We start from the raw sequence: 22194 nt of genomic DNA, 5'->3' as shown, positions 1-22194 counted from the left end.
TTTGGACCATTACGGGCGTGGGCCTACTCGCTTCGGCGGTAGTACCTTGCCCGGGCCTTTCATCGTTTTTCCTGTCTTGCTTACTGCCATGAAAACTCCCTTTGTGTTTCCCCTGCTGGCGTTGGTGCTACTGAGTAGCCGCGCGGCCCAGGCGCAGGACGAAGCCCCCCGCCAGCTTGGTGGGGCCCCCACGGTGCCCACACCGCCGCGCCCCCGCCCGGTGCCGGCGCCCCGCCAGCTCGACAGCACCCCTACCGCCCCCGCCGACAGCACCCGCCGCCTGACCGTCACGGCCCCGCTTTCGGCTCCCATGCCCAGCCCGGCTCCGGCTCCGGCCGTATACGTGCCCACTCCCGCGGGCCAGATACCGGGCAGCAACATGAAGGCCCAGCGCTTCCAGGTGGGCCTGAAAAACGGGCTGGTGTACAGTGCCAACGATGTGGAAACGAAAAACCCACTCTTCGGCCGCTCCTACCTGCTGCTCGATGGCCAACGAAAATTTGAGCTGGCCGAGGTGGGCTTTTACGACGATGAAACCGGGCATTACGTGCGTACCACGCTGCCTGGCTCGACGCGCGAGGCCACCCTGCGCCGCGAAAAAACCGGGCGTATCAGCCTGTATTCCATCACCACTACCCAGTACTCGAGCGGGCCGGGCGGCTTTGGCTACCCCGGGTACGGCATGGGCAGCTATGGAATGGGCGGTTACGGCATGGGGAGCTACGGCTCCCCTTACGGCGGCTACCGCACCATCAAAACCGAGTATTTTTCGAAAGACAACGGCCCGATTCAAAACCTGAGCAGCAAAAACCTGCTGCTGGCCACCAATGACAATGCCGGCGCGCAGCAGCTGCTGTTTGAATCGCGCCGTTACCAGCAGCTCACTACTGCCAGCTACCTGGTGGGTGGCGGCCTGCTCGTAGCGGGCTTGCTGCAAACGCTGAGCGCTACCCGGGCGGGCGTGTCGCCGCTCACTTATCTGGCCCTACCGGTATTGCTGGTGCCCATTGTGCTGCAGAGCAAACAGGCCAACAACCAGCGGCAGGCTATTGCCATCTACAACGCCGGGCGCTAGCCTCCAGCGGTTTTTAGCTAATGCTTTTGGACGGCCCCGGCCGGCAGTATGCTGCCAGCCGGGGCCGTTTGGCATGCAGCCGCCTCAGCAACCCAAGCCGCTGGCCCGCGTAGGCCGGGCATGAGCACAACCGCCCCGCCCCACGACCCCGCTACCGAGTTTGCTGCCCGCCAGGCCAAAGCCCTGTTGGTGCACGAACGGTTGTGCGCCGAATACGGGGCTCCGTTCCGCTTCTTCAGCACGAAAGACCCGCTGAGCGAGCTGGTGAGTGCCCTGCTCTCGCACCGCACCAAAAACGCCGACTCGCACCGGGCTTATCAGGAGCTGACTACGACTTACCCAACCTGGGTAGCCGTGCGCGACGCACCCGCCGAAGCCGTACAGCATGCCATTCGGGCCTGTACCTGGCCCGAACAAAAGGCTCCCCGCATCCAAGCCGTATTGCGCGAAATCAGCCAGCGCTGTGGTACTGATGCGCCCTGCTCGCTCGACTTCCTGGCTGATATGCCCGTACCCGAGGCCCGTGCCTGGCTGGAAAGCATCAGCGGCGTAGGCCCCAAAACGAGCGCGGCCACGCTCCTATTCAGCAACCTGCGCATTCCGGCCATGCCCGTCGACAGCCACCACCACCGCGTGGCCCAGCGCCTGGGCCTCATTGGGCCGAAAGTGGGCGAAGGCCCGGCCCACAAGCTATTGGAAGCCTTGCTACCGCCCGGCTGGGATGCCCAGCAGGTGTACGACCACCACGAAGCCCTGATGTTCCATGGGCAGAAATGCTGCTATTTCAGCGGCCCGGCCTGCGGGCGCTGCGTAGTGCTCGACCAATGCCCCTTCGGACAGGCCCGCATGGGCCATCCGGCCTGAAACATATTTTCTTCTTTGGGAACAATATGTTTCAGGCCTTGAAACATATTTTCTTTTTGGGTAACAATATGTTTCAAGGCCCATTCCTTCCTTCCTGCATGATTCTTCACCTCCGCGCCAAGCCCAACGCCAAAGCCAACGCTCTCGAACTGGCCGCTGATGGCTCTCTCACCGTGCGCCTGAAAGCGCCGCCCCAGGAAGGCCAAGCCAATGCGGTGCTGCTGGCCTTGCTGGCCGCCACGTTTAACACACCCAAAACGCGGGTAGTCTTGTTGGCTGGACACACTTCGCCCTTTAAAAAAGTTGAGCTGCTGGACGTGAGCGAGGAAGCAGTGCACCAGGTGCTGGCGCAGCTTGGCGGCTGAAGCGGTGTCGCATCGCCTATTTGCCCCGTTTCCAGCGGTAGTATTTACGGTACCAGGGCGAAGTCTTCTTGAAGAGGCTGCTGGTCGACTCGTTCGGAAACATGTTCACCCGAAATACCTGCATGCGGTCCTCTTCAATGGTGAGGCCGCCCGTGTCGGTGGCCACGCCGAGGGCGAAGCCAGCTTCGCGCACCGCGTTTTTCACGGCGTCGTTCAGGTCGCCGTAGGGGTAGGCGAAGCTCACGATTTCCGTGTGCAGCGCGGTTTCGAGCGCGGCTTTGCTTTGCCGGATTTCGGCGGTAGCCTCGCGCAACGGCAAGGTGCTAAGGCGCGGGTGGCTCTGGGTGTGGGCTCCGATTTCCCAACCGGCGGCCACGAACGCCAGCTTCTGCTCGGGGTTCATAATATCGGCGCGCGGCTCGGTGGGGTCGGTGGCCAGGTCCCACTGGTTGTGGCGCACCCCGAAATCACCCAGCAGGTAGAGCACGCCCCGGTAGCCGTAGCGCTGCATCAGGGGCAGCAGGTTGGTGTGGTTGTCGGTGTAGCCGTCGTCGAAGGTGAGGATGAGGGGCCGGGCTGGAAACTCATTCAGCGGCAGCTCACCGCTGGCGTACTTCAGGTAATCGGCGAAGGTGATGGGCGTCAGCTTCCGCTGTTTGAAATAGGCCAGGTGCTTTTCAAAATTCTCTTTCGTGACGTAAATCTGGTGTTTGGTAGCGAGCGGCGCGTCGGGGATTTTATGGTACATGAGTACCGGGATGTAGCCGATGCCCGCCTTTTGCATGCGGGCGGCCTGGTAGGTTTCGAGCACCCGCGCAGCTACTGTGGCTATGTTGTAGTGCGCCCGCACCTGCTGCTGCAATGCGGCCGAAACCGTTTTTGGCGTTTGCAGAAAAGCCCTCGCGTCGGCCAGGACTGCCGCAAAATCGACTTTCGTGCTGGCCTGCCGCGCCGAGATATCGCCGAAATTGGAAGCAGCGGCCGCCGCAAAAGCTTCTTCCGTAACGAGCCCTTCGTAGCTGGCCTCGCCCAGGGCCAGCACCGGCCGGCCCGCCCCGATTGCCTCAATAGCCACGCGGCCGGCGCCAATTACGAGCGTAGTGCGGGCCAACCATCCGGGGACGTCATGGGTGAAGCCGACCAAATTAATGGCACTGCCATACTCTTCTTGTAGTGCGGCAAAAGCTTGTTTCCCACGCGCTGGGAGGCTATCCCACTCGCCACCAATAAATGCCAGCTCTAACGTGGGGAACTCGGCGAGAAGCGCTGGAAACACCTGCTCTAATAAATCGGCGACCCGCTCACCTTTGCCCCCATTGAAACGCCCAATAAACGCGAGTCTTAGCGGCTCGCTTAACAAGGAATGAGGAATGAGGAATGAAGAATTGTCATCGGCTAAAGTACCCGCTGATTCTTCATTCTTCATGCTTAATTGCTCATTGCCGAAGGCGATTCCGTTGGGAATGGCCGCGATTTTGGCCGCCGCCATTTTCACCTCCGTGATGAGATGCTCGCGCAGGTTATCGCAAATGGCAATAACCTTGTCGCCGTACACATCGAGCAGCGAGGTAGACGTATGCAGGTGCTGGCGGCCGTGCACGGTGCTCACCAGGGGCACTTTCAGCCCGCGTAGCGCAAAGTAGCTTACCCAGCTGGCGGCCCGCGAGTGGCAGTGCACCACGTCAATTTGCTCATTCTTCACGACCCGCCGGATAATGCGCGCGTTGCGCAGCCGCTGCCGATAGCTGCGGTTGCTAATGCCCGCCCACACCAGCGTGGCCCCGGTGGGCAGCGGGTCGGCATCGGCAACTATCCACACCTGGTGGCCCTGCGCGCGGTGGGCCTCGGCCAGCTGCACAGCGTAGGCCACCGAGCCCGCAAAGAATTCAGCCGAAAGAACGTGGAGAATGCGCATGGGGCAAAGGTATTGCCGGGCCGAAGGTTGCGGGCACAGGAGCACAGTAGAACGTCATGCTGAGCTCGCCGAAACATCTCTACCGCAGTAGTAATCCAATCGACAGGATTTACTACTGCGGTAGAGATGCTTCGGCTGCGCTCAGCATGACGTTCTCTGATTTGTTCTCCCAACTCCCTACGCGTGCGCGCGGCCGGCCACGTTGTCCATGTATTTCTGCCCGTTGCCGGTGTTCAGGAGCAGGATGTTTTCGTGGGGCTGAATTTCGCCGGTGGCCAGCAGCTGGCGGGCCGCCGTCCACACCGCGCCGCCTTCGGGGGCCACGAACAGGCCTTCGTGCTGGCCGAGGTCGCGCATGCCAGCGAGCATGCCTTCTTCGCTCACGCTTACCACGGTGCCGTTCGATTCGTGCAGGACGCGCAGCATCATGCTTTCGCCCAGTGGGTGGGGTACGGCCAGGCCGTTGGCCAGCGTGGCGCGGCCCTGGTAGGCGTGGCAGTTGGGCTGGCGGCCTTCGTAGGTTTCGAGCAGCGGGCAGCAGTTTTCGGCTTGCACGGCCACCATGCGGGGCAGTTTCACATCAGGTGCCAACCAGCCGAGTTGCTTCATTTCCTGGAAAGCTTTCCAGATGCCGATGAGGCCCGTGCCGCCGCCGGCGGGGTAGAGCAGCACATCGGGCAGCGTCCAGCCCAGCTGTTCGGCAATTTCGTAGCCCATGGTTTTCTTGCCTTCGAGGCGGTAGGGCTCTTTCAAGGTCGAGATGTCGAGCAGGGCGCCGTTAGCATTGCGCTGACGTACGCGGGCCCCGCAGTCGCTGATGAGGCCATCAACCAACTCTACCTCGGCCCCATACCAGTAACACTCCTCTTTGAAGGCAGTGGGCGTGTGGCGCGGCATCACCACCACGGCTTTTAGGCCGGCGCGGGCGCAATAGGCCGCCAGGGCCACGCCCGCGTTGCCGGCCGTGGGAATGATGCAGCCTTCCACTCCCAATTCCTTGGCTTTGGATATAGCCATGCTCAGGCCGCGTGCCTTGAAGGAACCGGTGGGGTTCTGGCCTTCATCCTTGAGGAGCAGATTGGCCAAGTCGTAGCGGGCAGCCAGGCGCGGCAAGCGCAGCAGCGGCGTGAGGCCCTCGCCGAGCGTGACTTTGTTTTCTTCGTGCAGCAGCGGCAGCAGCGCGCCATAGCGCCACATCGAGGCGTCAGCGGTGTCGATTACGCTACGGCTCAGCGGCTCCCGCAGTTCATAATTGGCCACCAGCGGCAGGCTGCAGCAGGCCGAAACCCGTTGCAAATCGAAGGCGGAATATTCGGTGCCGCAGGTGGAGCAGTGCAGCCCAGCCAAGCGGGAAATGGATTCGGAGGCGACGAGTTTCATGGGGGTAAAGTACGTAGGTGCTTCACCGCAGGTATGCCCATTTGGGATAGGATTTTGGAATAGCCTATGCCTTACCGGAATAGTAGCGCCGCGTGAATTGCAGAAAATCCTTGTAGGGCGCATTGTTCTCGGTTCCCTTGCGCTGGATAAAGTTAAACTCGCGTTTCAGTGAAAACCCCTTGATTTTCACTTCTGAGAACTCCCCCGAGGCCAACTCTTTCACTACCGCCTGCCGGGGCAGGAAAGCCAGGCAGGTATCTACCCGCACAAAGTTTTTCAGGGCCTCGGTGCCACCCAGGCGCACGCGCACTGGCAAGGCGGCCAGCTTGATGCGGTGCCGGGCCAGGGCTTCTTCGAGCACGGCCAGCGTGCCCGAGCCGGCCTCGCGTAGGGCCAGCGGCGTGGTGAGCAGGTCGTGAACTTCGAGAGTGCGCTTCTCCAGCGGGTTATTGGCGGCACACACGGCTACTACGTCATCAGTAAGCAGGGGTGTGTAGGTCACATTGCTCACCTTGTGGATGCCTTCGATGATGCCCAACTCGATTTCGTGGTCGAGCAAAGCGCGTAAAATGTTATCGGAGTTCCGGTTTTTGAGGCTGAGCTGGCGGTTGGGATGCAGGCGCAGGTAGGCCGATACTACCGGGGGCAGCACGTAGAGCGAAATGGTGGTGCTGGCCCCAATGATGAGGTGCTGGCTGGGCGCAAAGTCGGGGCTCAGCGCGTTCATTTCCTGGTGCAGCTCCTGCTGCAGCTGCTTGGCCTGCAGCAGCTTTTCGTAGAGCTTGCGGCCAGCCGGTGTGAGCTGAATGGTGCTACCAAGGCGCTCGAACAGGCCGGTTTTGTAGTGCTCTTCCAGGGCCTTCACCTGCTTGCTCACGGCCGACTGGCTGGTGAACAAGGCCTGGCTGGCTTTGGTGAAGCTTAGCCGCTGAGCTACTTCGAGAAAGACTTCGTGCGGGTGAGACAGCATAACGCGACAATGTTACAACGCCAGCACAGCCCCCAGCACCCCATCCACCACTTGGGCCATGCGCCTAAAGTCCAGCGTGTCGATGGTATCGGTGGGCTTGTGATAATGGGGATTGCGCAGGAAGGACGTGTCACTAATCATCACGGCATCGTAGCCGTAGGTCCAATAGTTACGATGGTCGGAGAGCTTAGCCAGGGGCATGCTTTCGGGCAAGCTGATTTGTTGCACGTTGAGGCTGCCAGCGTGGGCCTGCATGTGCTGCTGCATGTGGTAAGTGAAGGGCTCCTGCCCCATTTTGCCCAATACAATAATAAAATCACCTACTTGAGGGTAGAGCAGGGCCAGCGCTTCATCGGGGAATTGCTGTGAACCGGGCAGGTCGCTGAAATAGCCAATCATTTCATAGCAGACCATCGCGCGCACCGCCGTACCAGCCTTATGCAAGGATTTGGCATGTACGGCGCTGCCCATGTATTCGGTGGCGGCGTAGGGCTGCTCCTCATTGGGGTAGGCTACGAAATCGAACCGGTATTTCAACGGGAGCTGGTGCAGCAAGCGGGCAGTTTCGAGCAAGCCAGCTACGGCACTGGCATTGTCGTCGGCACCGGGCTGGTCGCCGTCTACATCGTAGTGCGCCCCGATAATGATGCGCGCCGCCTCGGGCGGGCCAAAGGAGGCGATGATGTTGCGGTAGCGTCGGCCATCTGCTTCAAATGCCTGCTCCAGCACCAAGCCGCTCAGTTTCTCAAATTCGGTCTTGATGTAGTCGGCCGCCCGGTTCAGGGATTCGAGGTTGAGGTAGTTTCGAGCCGGTTGAAGACTGGTCAGAAAGGCCACATCGTCGTAGAGACGGGTTTGGCTGGCGGGCATAGTGGAAGAGGTTGGGATGAGCCGGCAAATAAGGCCTGAACAAATTGGCAAGTAAGAATGGATACTCAGAATGGCTGTTCCCCTTATCCCAGCCGCCGCTGAAACGCAGCCAAGAAAAGGCCCACGTGGTAGCCGTCGCCCAGCCCGTGGTGCAGGTGCACCGATACTGGCATTTGCAGCGTGTCGCCTTCCTGAAAAACCTGGCCGAAGGAGAGTTTTGGGCAGCTGTCGGGGTACGTAAAGCTGCGGGCGTGCGACAAGCTGGTGAAGCGCACCCACGGCAGGGCCGAGCAGTGCACGGTATCGGGCCGGCCGGTGGTATCGGAGAGGCGCAGGCCGGTGCTGGCCTGCACGGCCGCGATTTCAGCTTCGGCGCCAGCGATGAAGCCAGCCAGCGTATCACGCTGCTCGATGAAGGAGAAGGCGAAGGTGTGGTCGGGCCGGCCGAGGGTGGCGGAGGCGTGAATGCGGTCGTAGCAATACACCTGGCCGTTATCGATGCGGTAACGGAAGGCTTCGACTTCATTGGCTGCTTCCAGCGCATGGTAGAGGTAGTAGAGGAAGAACGACACGCCCAGCCGCTTGGCTTCGGCCATTGCCGCCGTGCAGTCGACGTTGGCCGTGAGGCCGAAAAACGGCTCTTCGAAGGCCGAGAAGAAGGCAAAATGCTCGCGGCGGGGCCAGGTTTCGAGGTCAATCAGGTGCTTCATGGCCGGCAAAGGTCGGTAGCTTTGCAGTGTTCGCCGGATGTAGGGACGGGGTCTACCCCATAGGCTTGTGCCCGCCCGCCGTTCGCACCGTCACAACGATTCCGTTTTACGACGGGTGGGGGCAAGCCCCGCCCCTACCCCATGCCCACGCAAACCATTATTGCCTTCGACGCCGACGATACGCTCTGGACCAACCAGCCGCACTACGACCAGGTTGAAGCGCAGCTGCTGCGGATTCTGGCGCCGTACACCGACGAAGCCACCATCAATGCCCGGCTCTACGAGGTGCAGCGCGCCAACATGCAGCTGTTCGGTTACGGAGCCAAGTCGTTTATGCTGTCGATGATAGAAACCACCATTCAGCTCTCGGGCGGCGCAGTAGTGGGCCGTGAAATCCAGCAGATTCTGGATATGGGCCGGGACTTGTTGCGCTACCCCATCGAGCCGCTGCCCGACGTGGTGGAGGTGCTCACCGAATTCAAGCAGCGCGGCTATAGGCTGCTCGTGCTCACAAAAGGTGATTTGCTAGACCAGGAAAGCAAAATAGCCCGCTCCGGCCTAGGCGACTTTTTCGACCACGTCGAAATAGTGAGCGAGAAAGACGAGCCTACTTATCGCCGCCTGTTCGCCCGCCTCGGGGCCACGCCCCAGAACTTCGTAATGATTGGCAACTCATTGAAATCGGATATTCTGCCGGTGGCAAAGCTGGGTTTCCCGGCCATTCATGTGCCCTACCACGCCAACTGGATTCATGAGCATGTATCCGCTGAGCTACTGGCGGGGGTGGAGTTTCGGGCGGTGGAGCGGCTGCGGGAAGTGTTGGAGCTGGTGGGGTAGCGGGAGTAGCGCGGACTTTTAGTCCGCGTCCTCACGCCATCGGGTTTCGGTCGGGTTTCCGGCGGAGACGCGGACTAAAAGTCCGCGCTACTGTTGCGCTATAACTCAAGCAACGCTCCATATACCCCATTCACTACTTGCGCCATGCGCGGGAAATCGAGCGTGTCAATGGTGTCTGATTTCAGGTGGTAGTTGGGGTTGCGCAGAAACGACGTGTCGTTAATCATCACGGCGTTGTAGCCGTGGTGCCAGTAGTTGCGGTGGTCGGACAGGCCGGCCAGGCCCATGCTTTCGGGCAGGTTGATGCGTTGCACGTCCAGCGTACCGGCGTGCGGCTTCATCAGGGTCTGCACGTGTTCGGTGAACTGCTCCTGGCCCGATTTGCCCACCACCACAATGAAGTTGCCGGTGCTGGGGTACAACTTCGCCAAGGCTTCGTTGGGGAAAGTTTGCGAGCCGGGAACGTCGCTGAAGTAGCCTATCATTTCGTAGCACAGCATGGCGCGCACCTGCACATTGGCTGCGTTGAGGGCCTTGGCGTGCACGGCGCTGCCCATGTACTGGGTGGCGAAATAGGGCGGCTCTTCGTTAGGGTAGGCCACAAAGTCGAGGCGGTGGCGCAGCGGTGGTTGATTCTGATGCACCAACCGCGCCGTTTCGAGCAGGCCGGCCACGGCGCTGGCGTTGTCGTCGGCCCCGGGCTGGTCGCCGCACACATCGTAGTGCGCCCCAATGATGATGCGCTCGGCATCGGGCGGACCGAAGGAGGCTATGATGTTGCGGTAAAGCCGGCCATCGGCGTTGAAGGGCTGCTCCATCACGGCACAATTCAGCTTCTGGAACGAGTCCTTGATGTAGTCGGCCGCTTTGTTGAGCGAGCCGAGATTGTGGCAGTTGCGGGCCGGCTGCAGGTTGGTGAGGAAGGCCACGTCGGCGTGGAGGCGGGTCTGGTCGGCAGTCATGGGCGGGTAGGGCTGATGAGGGTGCCCAGCTATACGGGCCTGCGGGCAGCGGGTGACGAAACCTCAACCCCGGCCCCTCTCCAAAAGCGAGGGGAGCCTGATGCTAATTAGGCCCGACGTTTACACCAACGTTTACTCAGAATTATATGCAGACTGAAACACCATGGCTCCCCTCTCTTTTGGAGAGGGGCTGGGGGTGAGGTTCCTGCCAAGCAGCACTAAACTATAAAATATTGTGGTTCTTCTATCGTTGAAGCGCGCAACGCTGGAGCTTTTCTGCTACCTTCGGCTACATTTCCACTTCCCCAATCCATGCTGGTTCGTTACCGCTTTCTGCCACTGCTGCTCCTGCTGCTGGCTGCTTCGTCGTGCTCCAAAAAAACTGCCCAGGAACAAGCCACCGAGATGGCCCAGACCGACGGCGACGAAATTGACCCCTACTCCAATCTGGTGTTCACCTTCGATGAAAAAGTGGTGGACGAAGCCCAGCAAAACCGTTGGGACACGACGCGCTTTGTCACGTTTTCGCCCAACATCCGCGGCAAGTTCAAGTGGACCGGCGACCGGGAGCTGACGTTCTCACCGCTGGAGCCTTTCCGGCCCAGCACCGTGTTCTCGGCCAACCTGCGGCCCGAAACGCTGCCCAGCGACAAGCAGAAGCTGGCCCTGAACCGGCCCAAATTTCATACCCCGTACCTGGACATGGCCGCGCCGCAGGTGTTTTATGGCAGTTCCAAACGGGCGGCGGGCACGGCCGAGTTGCGCGCCAACCTCGTGTTCAACTACCCCGTGCGGCCTTCGGATGTGAAGTCGCGCCTGAAGGTGACCCAGGACGGCAAGCCCGTGGCCGTGGAAGTAAACTCGGCCGAGCCCGACGCAGTGGTAGCCGTCACGTTTATGCAGGATGTGCGCCAAGGCTCGCCCGTGCAGATTGACATTGCCCCCGGCCTGCGCCCGGCCACTGGCACCAAGGCAACCGAGAAAACCCTAACGGCCCAGGCCGAAATTCCCGACCAAAGCACACTCGAAGTGCGCGAGCTCACCGGCTCGCTGCTCAACGGCCTGCCGGTGGTGACGCTGCTGCTCAACCAGCCCGTAAGCGCCGCCGACATCCAGCCCAATCTCACCGTGAATCCGGCAGTGGCATTTTCGGTCGAGGCGCTGGAAAGCGGCTTCACGCTACGGGGCGGGTTTGAGGTGGGCAAAACCTACCAGATTTCGCTGGCGGCCGGTACGCGCGGTTCGTTAGGCGGCAGCTTGAATCAGGCCTTTAGCCAGGCCGTTTCGTTTGGTACTGAGCGGCCAAGCCTGAGCTTTACTAGCAACGAAAAAGCCATGTACCTCGATGCACTGGGGAATCGCAACCTGGGCCTGCGCATCAACGAAGTGGCCAAAGTGAAGGTGACCATCGCCAAGGTATACGCCAACAACATTCAACAGCTGATGCGGGGCGAAAAGCAGTACGGCTACCCCGAGTATGACGAGGACGAGCCCCGCGAGTCTAACACCGACGAAAACGGCGACTACATCGACCGCAGCTTCCAGTACTACGACACCGAGACCATTGGCAACGTGCTTTCTGAGCGCACCATTTCAGTCGATGGCCTACCCAAGGAAGGCGGCATGCGCCTGCTCAACCTCAACCTGAAAGACCTCGAATTTCAGGGACCGATGAAGGGCCTGTACGTCATTCGGGTGCAGGACACCGAGCGGCAGTGGCTGCAGGTGAGCAGATTGGTGGCCGTGACTGATTTGGGCCTGATTGTGAAGCAGGGCGCAACGGGCACCACGGTGTTCGCCAATTCCATCCGCACGGCCGAGCCGTTGAGCGGCGTGACGGTGAACTTGGTTAGCTCGAACAACCAGGTAATTGGCACAACCACGACCGATAAAGCCGGCGTGGCGCAATTCGACTCGGCCGCCAGCATGAAGCGCTTCACGCTGGGCATGATTACGGCCACCAAGGATGCCGACTTTTCCTTTCTGGACCTGACCAAAAGCCAGGTTGAAACCTCCCGCTTTGAAGTGGGCGGGATGACCTCCAACGCCGCGCATTACCAGGCCTTTTTGTACGGCGACCGCAACCTGTACCGCCCCGGCGACACGGTGCGCACCAATACCGTCATCCGAACCGAAGACTGGAAAAGCCCACCTACTGGCTTGCCCCTGAAGATTCGGCTGCTACTGCCCAGCGGCAAAGAATACAGCAGCTTGCAGCAGAAGCTGAGCGCGGCGGGCAGCTTCGAAAGCCGCTTCATTCTGCCGCCCACCATCATGACTGGCCTCTACACGATGGAGGTGCTGACCGGCAACGACGTGCTATTGAATTCGCGCCAAATCAGCGTGGAGGAATTCATTCCTGACCGCATGAAGGTGACCGTGACGGCCGCCCCCAAGGTGCTGAAACCGGGCCAGGACGTGACGGCCAACATCACCGCCGTAAACCTGTTTGGCCCACCCGCCGCCGACCGCAAGTTTGAGGTCGAGTTTTCGCTAAAGCAGAAGTCTTTTTCGGCTCCGAAATACCCCGACTATAACTTCACCATCAACAGCGGCGAGCGGCGCAAAAGCACTAACGACGACGGCGAATCCAGCGAAAGCGCCCTTACCTCGCGCTTCGAGAAAACCGTGCGCGAGGGCATGACCGACGCTGCCGGCCATGGCACTGCTACCTATACCGCGCCCGATTACCGCGACCTCGGCACGCTGGAAGGCGTGGCGTTCGCCACGGTGTTCGACGAAACCGGCCGCCCCGTGAACCGCCTCGCCACCTTCGATGTGCAGACGCAGGCCACCATGTTCGGCATCGGCAACCTGCCCGACCTCATCAGCACGAAGCAGGCCCTTACCGTGAAGCTGCTGGCCCTCACCCCCACTGGCAAGCCGACGTCGGCCCAGGCCGATATCAAGGTGGTGCGCAAGCTCTGGGAAACCGTACTGGAGCGCCAGGGTGGCCGCTACGTGTACAATTCGCAGCAGCGCGACCAGGTTGTTCTGAGCCAGAGCCGCACTGTGGGGGGCGAAACCAGCTTCAGCTTCACGCCGGTTTATTCGGGCGAATACGAGGTGAGAATCAGCCGGCCGGGTGCTACCAGCTACGTTACGCAGCAGTTTTACGCCTATGGCTACGGCGATACGCAGGCCAATTCCTTCGAGGTGAACAACGAGGGCGAGGTAACCATTGAGGCCGACAAGCCCAAGTACGAGCCCGGCGAAACGGCCCACCTGCTGCTGAAATCGCCCTTCGCCGGCCGCATTCTGGTAACGGTGGAGCGGGCCAACGTGCTCGACCATTTCTACGTGACCACCGACGGCAAGGCGGCCGAGGTGAAAATCTCCATCAAGGGCGAGCACGTGCCCAACGTGTACGTGACCGCCACGGCCGTACGCGCCCACACCGCCCAGGACCGCCTGCCCCTCACCGTGGCCCGCGGCTTCCTGCCGCTCACCGTCGAGAAAACCGATTCGCGCCTTGCCGTGGTCATTGCCGCGCCGGCCGCCAGCCGCTCCCAAACCTGGCAAACCGTGGAAATCACGACCGCACCCCGCGCCCAACTTACTCTAGCCGTGGTAGACGAGGGCATTCTCCAGCTCAAAAACTACCAGACGCCCGACCCGCACGCCTACTTCTACCAGAAGCGCGCCCTCGAAGTGTCGGCCTACGACGTGTACCCCTTCCTGCTGCCCGAGTTGGGCACCAGCAGCAGCGGTGGCGACGCAGCCGACATGGCCCGCCGTACCAACCCCGTGCCTAACCGTCGCGTGAAACTGGTGTCGAAATGGAGCGGCGTCCTCACCGCCGACGGCGACGGTAAAGTGCGCTACCGGGTGCGCGTGCCGCAATTCAGCGGGGCGCTTCGCATCATGGCCGTGGCCTACAAGGACGATGCTTTCGGCTCGGCCGAAGCCACGATGAAGGTGGCCGACCCGGTAGTAATTTCGACGGCCCTACCCCGGTTTATGAGCCCCGGCGACACGATTGATGTGCCGGTGACGCTGACGAATACGACCAACAAAAACACGACTGGCATAGCTGGTGTGGCGGTTTCCGGGCAGCTTCGATTGTTGAGTGCTGGTTCGCAAAACATTACGTTGCCGCCCAACGCCGAGCGCCGCGTGATGTTCCAGGTGCTGGCCCCAGCTGGCATTGGCGAAAGCCGCCTCGTTACCTCTGTAACGGCAATGGGTGAGAAATTCACGGAGATTATCGACTTGCCTGTTCGTCCCGCCGCCTCGCTCGAAAAGCGCACCGGCAGCGGCGTAGTGGCCGGCGGGGCCACGCTCCCGCTCAACCTGAAAACCGATTTCATCCCCTCCTCGCTGACCAGCCGGCTGGTGGTGAGCCGTTCGCCGCTCACGGAGTTCAGTAAGGATTTGCGCTACCTGCTGCAATACCCCTACGGCTGCCTGGAACAAACCGTGTCGGCCGCTTTCCCGCAGCTGTACTACGGCGATTTGGCCGCTACCCTGCAGCAGAAATCCGGCTCCGGACCGAAAGCCCAGCGGTATAATCCGAACTACCACGTGCAGGAAGCCATCCGCAAGATTGAGAGCATGCAGCTCTACAACGGCAGCCTGAGCTACTGGCCCGGCGGCGACTACGACAACTGGTGGGCCACGGCCTACGCCGCGCACTTCCTGCAGGAAGCCCAGCAGGCCGGCTTCGCGGTGAATAAGTCGGTCCTCGACAAGACCCTGAAATACCTGGCCTTCCGCCTCAAAAAACGCGAAACCGAACCCTACCAGTACTTCGACGTGAACAACCTGGCCCGCCAGCGCATCATCGCCAGCCGGGAAATCGCCTACTCGCTCTACGTGCTGGCCCTGGCCGGCCGCCAGGACCCCGTGGCGATGAACTACTACCGCGCCAACCGCCCCCTACTCACCGAAGATGCCCGGTTTATGCTGGCCTGCACCCAAAGCCTGCTCGGCAACCAGCGCGCTTTCCGTGAAATGCTGCCCACCCGGTTCGGCAGCGAGCGGGCCGCTAAGCGTGCCCTCGACGGCTCGTTCTACTCGCCCATCCGCGACATGGGCCTGGTCCTGAACGCGCTGGTGAGCACCGACCCCAACAACCCGCAAATCCCCAGCATCGCCCGCCAGCTCAGCCGCCAAATGAAGGCATCTCCCTGGCTCAGCACCCAGGAAAGCGCCTTCGCCCTGCTGGCCCTGGGCAAAATGGCCCGCCAGAATGCCCGCAGCACCGCCACCGCCAGCTTGTTTATCGACGGTAAACCAGCCGGTAAATTCGATGGCAAAGACCTCACCGTGCGCAACGTGGCCAACCGCAACGTCAGCATCCGCACTGCTGGCAAGGGCAGCCTCTACTACTTCTGGGAAACCGAGGGCATCTCGGCCGGTGGCCAGGTGCGCGAGGAGGATTCCTACCTGAAAGTGCGCCGTCAGTTCCTGAACCGCGACGGCGTGCCGCTGGGAACTCCCAGCTTCCGCCAGAACGATTTGGTGGTGGTGCGCATCACCATCGAAGCGGGTGAAGCCGCCGGCGAAATCAAGAACGTGGCCATCACCGACCTGCTACCCGCCGGCCTCGAAATCGAGAACCCGCGCATTGGCGCATTGCGGGAGCTGGCCTGGGCCAAGGATGCAGCCACGCCCGACTACCTCGACGTGCGCGACGACCGCATTAACCTGTTCACCACGGCCACTAGCTCACCGAAATCTTTCTACTACCTCTGTCGCGCCGTAAGCAAAGGCACGTTCAAGCTGGGCCCGGTGAATGCTGATGCGATGTATAACGCCGAATACCACAGCTACAACGGCGCCGGCGTAGTGCGGGTGCAGTAGAGACGCATAGTTGCGTCTCGTCGTTGAACGGTGTTGTTCAAACAATGCGGGCGTTACATAGTCGGCCGTTCAACGACGAGACGCAACTATGCGTCTCTACCTCGTGCAATACCCATCATCGGAATAGCCCTTCTTCACCAAACTGCTCGTGTTTCCAACGCGCTGGATTGTTGGCGATATACTGCTGAATCTTTTTCAACTCCACGTCACCGCGAACTACCCGGTCATGATACCGGCTTTGCCAACTGAACTCTAAACCTTGCTGCTTGACAATTGAACTAACCGCCGCTTTAAATCCACGAATAATCGCCGCTAGATTCTCACGTTGCGGCCCGAAGGAATTCTGATAGTCCAACGCAGGCCGTTTATCATCTGGCTTGTTAAAAATCAGAATACCATGCACATGGTCGGGCATTACAACGAAGGCATCAAGCATTACAAATGGAAAACGGGTTGGAATTTGCAGCCAGCACTCCTGTACAATTCCAGCTTGCGCGGAGGGAGCCAATTCAGCTTCTTCCCACATGCCAGTTGGCAAGATGATTTCACCAAAATACCTGGCGCGGTTTAGCGTGCAAATGGTCACAAAATACACGCCGCTTTGGCTATAATCGTATCCGGCCCACCGGGCTGAAGCTACGCGAAAACGGTCACCATATTTATCGTCGTCCATCGCGCAATTTTACAATGAATTACGGCGGAGTAGAGACGCATATTTGCGTCTCGTCGGTGAACGGCGGCGGGCGAACGGTACGATTCGGGTCGTTCAACGACGAGACGCAAATATGCGTCTCTACCCCGGACGGTTTGCTGGATAACAAAAAAACGGCCGGCTCTTACGAGCCGGCCGCTTTCTGTTAAAGCGTTGATTGGAGCTATTGCAGCACCACGCGCTTGGTTGATACCGACTCGCCGGTTTTTACCTTGAGCAGGTAGGTGCCGCTGGCCAGCTTGCCGGCGTCGAATTTCACCTGGTGCTGGCCGGCGCTTTCCGTGCCCACCACCAGGGTTTGCACCTTACGGCCGAGGGCGTTGTACACCTCCACGCTCACGGGACCCTCCTGGTTCAGGTAGTAGCTCAGGGTAGTGCTGCCGCTGAAGGGATTGGGGTAGGCAACGGTTTCGGCCGAGGCCGCAACGCCTGCGGGGCTGGTGGCAGCAGTAGCGGTTCGGGCCGCGGTGGGCTGCGTCAGGGCGTTGTACTGGTCGAAAGTGCGGGTGACGATGACCGCAAAATCGGCGCGGGTAACGGCCTGCGCGGGCTTGAAGGTAGCATGTAGCACGGGCTGCAGGTCGTAGGGCCCCTGCGTGAGGCTGAAGTAGGCGTTGATGAGGTTCAGTTCGAGGGCCACGCTCACGTACCCTTCGAGGCCGGCCGGGATGGTGGCGGCGTCGTCAAGCGGAATGTTTTGGCCGTTTACTTTCACCGTTACGGCCTGGCCATTGCGGGCCAGGGCCTGCGGCTGGAAGCCCAGGCTCTGCACCAGCGAGTAGGCCAGGGCGGCGCGGTTCACGCCGGCGTTGGGGGCGAAGGTGCCGCCGGCGGCGGGCAGCATCACGCCGTTGTACTGGTGGAACCGGTCGCGCTGAGCGGCGCCGCGGGCGGCTACCGACTCGGTGAGCAGGATGTCGGCGAGGCTCGAAACGTCGGCGAAGGTGCGGGCACCGGTGGTGGGCAAAAACTGACGGATGCCCTGGCCCATGAGCAGGTAATTGGCCAGCTGCAGGCGGGTGAGGTTAGCATCGGGCTGGAAGCCCTTGCTCAGGCCATCAACGAGGCGCTCGGTAACGGCCAGTTTGATGGCGGCTTCGGCGGGGTGGCCCACGATGTCGGCTAGGTTGGTGGTACCAGCCGGCGATTGGAGCGTGATTTTGCCATTCACCGTTTCGGGCAGGGCCACGCCGCGCACGCCTTCTACGCGCACCGTCCAGGTGCCCACCACGGGCGAGGTCACGGCCACGCTGCGGTCGGTGCTCAGGGTGAACGTAACGGGCGTGCCCGAGCTATAGCGCTTGCCGCTGGGGTCGAGCAGCACGAGGTTGGTGAGGTTACCGGTTTCGCCCAGCAGGCCGGGCGAGGAAATCTTCACCTGCAGGCTGTTGGTGCCCGCGCCCACCGCGAAGGTGCGCTGGTTGTTGGCCGTCAGGGCCGGGTCGAAGTTGATGGTGAAGGGAATGTCGGTAGCCAGCGAATTCACGCTGCTGCTGAAAGTGCGGGCGGCGTTCACGGTGCTGCCAAACGCCGGCGAGCGGAAGGCCTGGTCCACGGCTGCGAAGGCATTTACGTAGCCCGCGCCTACTTCCCACGACTCGCGGCCAGGCATATTAGTTGCGGTGTTCATGAGCAGGTCTTTCACCTGGGCCGGGCTCAGTGAGGGCCGGGCTTCGAGGATAAGCGCCACCACGCCGGCCACATGGGGTGTGGCCATGCTGGTGCCGCTGCTGTGCGTGTAGAAAGGCACTTGGCCCGGCGTGAGCACGGCAACATCGGTGGGGGTACCCAAAGCAGCCACCGGGGCAATGGCGCGGGTCGACACCACGTCGACACCCGGAGCGGTAATAACGGGCTCGTTCTTAAACGTCCAAGTCTGGCCGTCTACGACGAAGGTGCCCTGCTGGCCTTTCACGCCGCGCGACGAGAAACCAGCCAGCAGCCCGTTGCGGTCGCCGGCGCCCACCGAAATAACCCAGGGAGCTATGGCGTACGGGTTGTGGGTATCGGCACCGGGGCCGGAGTTGCCGGCGGCGAATACCACCACCATGCCGCGGTCGTAGCACTTCTTCGTCACCACGTTAATGGGGCTGTTGGGGTTGAAGGTGCCACTGGAACCAAACGAATTGCTGATGACGCGGATATTATACTGAAACTGGTGCGAAAGGGCATAGTCGAAGCCCCCGATGGCGTCGAGCACAAACAGCGCCCCGCCTGAGCCATAGCCCAGCAGCGATGCGCCCGGCGCCACGCCTTCGTACTTGCCGCCCGACCGGGCACCATTGCCACCCACGGTGCCGGCGCAGTGGGTGCCGTGGCCCGAGTTGTTGTCGGTGTTCGGCACGCCTTCGATGGGCGTAAAGGGCAGCATGCTGTTCTGAGCATTCAGGTTGGTGGTACCCAATACGTTCTGCACCAGGTGTGAGCCCAGTTTGAGGTCTTCGTGGGTACCATCCACACCGCTGTCGTTGATGAGCACGCCAATGCCGCGGCCCGAAACCGGAGTTCCCCCGTTGCGAGTAGTGGTTTCGCGGTCGGTGCGCAGGCGCTTCACGCCAGTCAGGTTGGTGTCGTCGAAGTTGTAGTAATCGAGCTGCTTATTCACATACAGCGAGCGCACGGCCGGGTTTTGCGCCAAAGCATCTACCTGGGCGGTGGTGGCGATGACGCCCGCCACGGGTACGGCCTGAAACGTGAGGCCCTTGGTGATGCCCACTTGCTGCAACGCAGCCAGCTGCGCGGGCTGCGGCGCGCCGCTGCCGTTAAACGTAACGACCACCTGGGCGGTAGGGCTGGACGCCAGGGCCGCGCGCAATTCGGGGTCGACAACGGCCTGGCCGTAAGTAACGCCGGCCGATAGGCCGACCACCAGCAAGGTGGCTAAGAATTTGTTTTTCATGTAGCGGTTTGAAAATAGGGAGTGGATTGGTGAAAAAAGAGGCTTGCAGCAGTCCTGGCAATGGTTCTGGTGGGCAAATCCCAAAACGCTCGGGAGCGGAAGAACCACGGCACCGGGCTGCTCTGCTGCCAGACCCGGAATATTTACGGAGTCGTTTTGCTTATCGGATTTCGGTTTTCATCGCTTTTTTACGAGAAAGAGGATGTTTTTATAAAAATAAAGGCTGTTTTTGACGCAACCATTACAATAAACTGCCGTAATCGACCGCTTTCTTGCCATTAACGCAATGCTGCTAAACGCCCCTGTTTCGGTGCTGTAGGCGCGCAAGTGGCTGCTTGGTTGCCGGGCTTTGGCCCCCGGTACCGCGCCGGATTACCTTTGGCCATGAACCGGCGGACTGCACTACGATTTATGGGTGGGCTGTTGCTGAGCGCGCTCCTGCTGCTGCTGCTGCTCGACCAGGCTTTTCCCCCGCCGTCTGCGCCGCGTTACTCCCCCATTGTGCTGGCCGCCGATGGCAGCGTGCTCCACGCGTACCTGAACCCCACGCAGAAATGGCGAATGAAAACCGAATTATCGGAAATCACGCCCGCGTTGCAGCAGGCGATTATCAATAAGGAAGACCGGTATTTCCGCTACCATTTCGGGGTGAATCCGGTGGCTATCGTGCAGGCAGCCGGGCGCAACATCTTCCGAAACGGCCGTACCACCGGGGCCAGCACCATCACCATGCAGGTGGCCCGGCTGCTGGAGCCCAAGGAGCGTACGTTTGGCAACAAGCTGCTGGAAATGCTGCGCGCCACGCAACTGGAGGCCCATTACAGCAAGGCCGAAATCCTACAGCTTTACCTCAACCTGGTGCCCTACGGCGGCAATATCGAAGGCGTGAAGTCGGCCGCGCTGCTCTACTTTCAGCAGCCGCCCGACTATTTATCGCTGGCCCAGACCGTGACGCTGGCCATTATTCCCAACCAGCCGCGCGTGCTGGTGCTGGGCAAAAACAACGACCGAATTCTGGCCGAGCGCAACCGCTGGCTGCGGCAGTTTCAGCGGCAGCATTTGTTCCCGGACCAAGATATTGCCGATGCCCTAAACGAGCCGCTGGATGTGCAGCGCCACGCCGCCCCTACGCTGGCCCCGCACTTGGCGCGGCGGCTGGTGTCGCAGTTTCCCAGCCAGGCCATCATCCACTCAACGCTGCGGCGCAGCCCCCAGGCCAAAGCCGAGGACCTGACGCGCAACTATGTGCGCCGCCTGCACGAATTGGGCATTTCACAAGCCGCCGTGCTGGTTGTCAACAACCGCACCCGTGCCGTGGAAGCCTACGTGGGCTCTGCCGATTTCCAGGACGCGGCCAGCAGCGGACAGGTTGACGGCGTACGGGCCATTCGCTCCCCGGGCAGCACCCTCAAGCCTTTTCTGTACGCGCTAGCCGTGGACCGCGGCATTGTAACGCCAAAGCTGAAGCTGCCCGACGTGCCCACCAATTTCAGCGGTTTCCGGCCCGAGAACTTCGATAAAAGCTGTGACGGCGAAGTAACTGTGGAACGAGCCCTCACCTATTCACTCAACATCCCGGCCGTGCGCGTGCTGGCCGATGTGGGCGTACCCGTGTTCACCGACAAGCTGCGGCTGGCCGGCTTTAAAAGCGTGGCGAAAGCAGCCCCAAGGCTGGGCCTGAGCACGATTCTGGGCGGCTGCGGGGCCACACTTGAGGAACTGACTGGATTGTACGCGGCGCTGGCGGATGGTGGAGAGTATTCACCGCTGGTGCTTCATGAAGAATTTAGAGCCGAAAGAAAGGGCCAACTAATAAAGGTAGAAGCGTTAAAAGCCCAGCCGAAAACGCCCTCATCGAATCCCTCACTCTTCTCGCCTGCTGCCGCCTTCCTCATCACTGACATTCTCGCCCAACGCACCCGGCCCGACCTGCCAATGGGGTACCAGAACAGCCGCCACCTGCCCAAAATTGCCTGGAAAACCGGCACCAGCTACGGCCGCCGCGACGCCTGGAGCATCGGCTACAACCAGGACTACACCATCGGTGTGTGGGTGGGCAATTTCAGCGGGCAGGGCAGCCCGGCCCTCACCGGAGCCGACGTGGCCTCGCCCCTGCTCTTCGACCTGTTCAATACCCTCGCCTACAACTCGCCCAACAACTGGGCGGTGCCGCCCGCCACGCTCGACTTCCGCCTGGTGTGCGCCGAAACCGGCCTCGTACCCGGCGAGCATTGCCCCAACCAGCTCATCGATTATTACCTGCCTGGCACCTCTACCGCCCGGCGCTGCGAGCACCAGAAAGAAGCGCTGGTATCGGCTGATGGCACCATTTGCTACTGTCGCGCCTGCGTGCCGGCGGTGGGTTTTAAGCGGCAGCTATTTCTTAACCCGCTGCCCGAAGTGCTGGCTTTTCGGGAGTCACAGGGGCTGCCCAGTTCGCGTCTTCCACCTCATAACCCCGCCTGCCGCCTCGTGCGTAATACCGATGGTGGCGCGGGAGCCGCTCTGGCCATCACCTCGCCCCTCGACCACGCCGAGTATGTACTCGACCGCCACGACAAGCAACAGATGCTGCTAAGCTGCGCGGCTGGCAGCGAGGTACGCCAAGTGTATTGGTACGTGAACGACCGGTTTCTGCGCGCCGCACTGGCGACTGAGCGCGTGTTTTTTCGCCCACCCAGCGGAGCCGTCAAAATTTCCTGCGCCGACGACCACGGCCGCAACGTCGATATCCAGCTACAGGTGCAGGAATTGTAGGCCGCGGCAACGCCCAGCCGCCGAAAGGAGTATTGCACGGAGGCCCCGCCACGGTTGGGGTTATGCCGTTCCA

Annotated in this window: 14 protein-coding genes; 6 read left to right on the top strand and 8 right to left on the bottom strand. The window is 61.1% G+C overall.

What is annotated here, in order from left to right; translation table 11 throughout:
• Nucleotides 1-88: 88 nt before the first annotated feature.
• The 3 genes from ABD837_RS04425 to ABD837_RS04415 all read left to right on the top strand — a co-directional run bounded on the left by ABD837_RS04425 (nucleotide 89) and on the right by ABD837_RS04415 (nucleotide 2304).
• Nucleotides 89-1075: a hypothetical protein gene (locus ABD837_RS04425; RefSeq protein WP_345050771.1), complete on the top strand. Its 987-nt coding sequence runs from the start codon at nucleotides 89-91 to the stop codon at nucleotides 1073-1075.
• Between the two features lie 120 nt (nucleotides 1076-1195).
• Nucleotides 1196-1939: an endonuclease III domain-containing protein gene (locus tag ABD837_RS04420; RefSeq protein WP_345050769.1), complete on the top strand. Its 744-nt coding sequence runs from the start codon at nucleotides 1196-1198 to the stop codon at nucleotides 1937-1939.
• Between the two features lie 98 nt (nucleotides 1940-2037).
• Nucleotides 2038-2304, top strand: coding sequence for a DUF167 domain-containing protein (locus tag ABD837_RS04415; RefSeq protein ID WP_345050767.1), 267 nt, complete (start codon nucleotides 2038-2040; stop codon nucleotides 2302-2304).
• Between the two features lie 16 nt (nucleotides 2305-2320).
• On the opposite strand, the gene ABD837_RS04410 is transcribed toward ABD837_RS04415, so the two are convergent.
• The 5 genes from ABD837_RS04410 to ABD837_RS04390 all read right to left on the bottom strand — a co-directional run bounded on the left by ABD837_RS04410 (nucleotide 2321) and on the right by ABD837_RS04390 (nucleotide 8149).
• Nucleotides 2321-4219: a polysaccharide deacetylase family protein gene (locus ABD837_RS04410; RefSeq protein WP_345050764.1), complete on the bottom strand. Its 1899-nt coding sequence runs from the start codon at nucleotides 4217-4219 to the stop codon at nucleotides 2321-2323.
• Nucleotides 4220-4396: 177 nt separating this feature from the next.
• A complete protein-coding gene (locus ABD837_RS04405) occupies nucleotides 4397-5599 on the bottom strand; it encodes a threonine synthase (RefSeq protein WP_345050762.1) in 1203 nt (400 codons plus the stop codon).
• Nucleotides 5600-5663: 64 nt separating this feature from the next.
• A complete protein-coding gene (locus tag ABD837_RS04400; protein ID WP_345050760.1) occupies nucleotides 5664-6569 on the bottom strand; it encodes a LysR family transcriptional regulator in 906 nt (301 codons plus the stop codon).
• A 12-nt stretch (nucleotides 6570-6581) separates the two neighbouring features.
• Complete coding sequence (locus ABD837_RS04395; protein WP_345050757.1) at nucleotides 6582-7439, bottom strand: M28 family peptidase; 858 nt, start codon at nucleotides 7437-7439, stop codon at nucleotides 6582-6584.
• Between the two features lie 83 nt (nucleotides 7440-7522).
• The gene (locus ABD837_RS04390; RefSeq protein WP_345050755.1) at nucleotides 7523-8149 is read right to left on the bottom strand and encodes a CatA-like O-acetyltransferase; all 627 of its coding nucleotides are present in this window, start codon (nucleotides 8147-8149) and stop codon (nucleotides 7523-7525) included.
• A 141-nt stretch (nucleotides 8150-8290) separates the two neighbouring features.
• Between ABD837_RS04390 and ABD837_RS04385 the strand changes: the two genes are divergently transcribed.
• Nucleotides 8291-8986: an HAD family hydrolase gene (locus ABD837_RS04385; protein ID WP_345050753.1), complete on the top strand. Its 696-nt coding sequence runs from the start codon at nucleotides 8291-8293 to the stop codon at nucleotides 8984-8986.
• A 98-nt stretch (nucleotides 8987-9084) separates the two neighbouring features.
• On the opposite strand, the gene ABD837_RS04380 is transcribed toward ABD837_RS04385, so the two are convergent.
• On the bottom strand, nucleotides 9085-9948 hold the full coding sequence (locus tag ABD837_RS04380; RefSeq protein WP_345050750.1) for a M28 family peptidase: 864 nt from the start codon (nucleotides 9946-9948) through the stop codon (nucleotides 9085-9087).
• Nucleotides 9949-10260: 312 nt separating this feature from the next.
• Between ABD837_RS04380 and ABD837_RS04375 the strand changes: the two genes are divergently transcribed.
• Nucleotides 10261-15753, top strand: a complete 5493-nt coding sequence (locus tag ABD837_RS04375; protein WP_345050748.1) for an alpha-2-macroglobulin family protein — start codon at nucleotides 10261-10263, stop codon at nucleotides 15751-15753.
• Nucleotides 15754-15868: 115 nt separating this feature from the next.
• Here the strand turns inward: ABD837_RS04375 and ABD837_RS04370 are convergent, their stop codons facing one another.
• Both ABD837_RS04370 and ABD837_RS04365 read right to left on the bottom strand, forming a co-directional pair.
• Nucleotides 15869-16426 carry a transposase gene (locus ABD837_RS04370; protein ID WP_345050745.1) on the bottom strand — a complete coding sequence of 186 codons (558 nt, stop codon included), beginning with the start codon at nucleotides 16424-16426 and terminating at the stop codon, nucleotides 15869-15871.
• Between the two features lie 202 nt (nucleotides 16427-16628).
• A complete protein-coding gene (locus tag ABD837_RS04365) occupies nucleotides 16629-19364 on the bottom strand; it encodes a S8 family peptidase (RefSeq protein ID WP_345050743.1) in 2736 nt (911 codons plus the stop codon).
• A 384-nt stretch (nucleotides 19365-19748) separates the two neighbouring features.
• On the opposite strand from ABD837_RS04365, the gene pbpC reads away from it, so the two are divergent.
• Nucleotides 19749-22121 carry a penicillin-binding protein 1C gene (gene pbpC, locus ABD837_RS04360; RefSeq protein ID WP_345050741.1) on the top strand — a complete coding sequence of 791 codons (2373 nt, stop codon included), beginning with the start codon at nucleotides 19749-19751 and terminating at the stop codon, nucleotides 22119-22121.
• The last annotated feature ends 73 nt before the right edge of the window (nucleotides 22122-22194 follow it).

Source organism: Hymenobacter glaciei, assembly GCF_039539585.1.
Lineage (GTDB): Bacteria > Bacteroidota > Bacteroidia > Cytophagales > Hymenobacteraceae > Hymenobacter > Hymenobacter glaciei.
The sequence above is the reverse complement of the archived record's forward strand: the minus strand, read 5'-3'. Positions and strand labels throughout refer to the sequence as shown.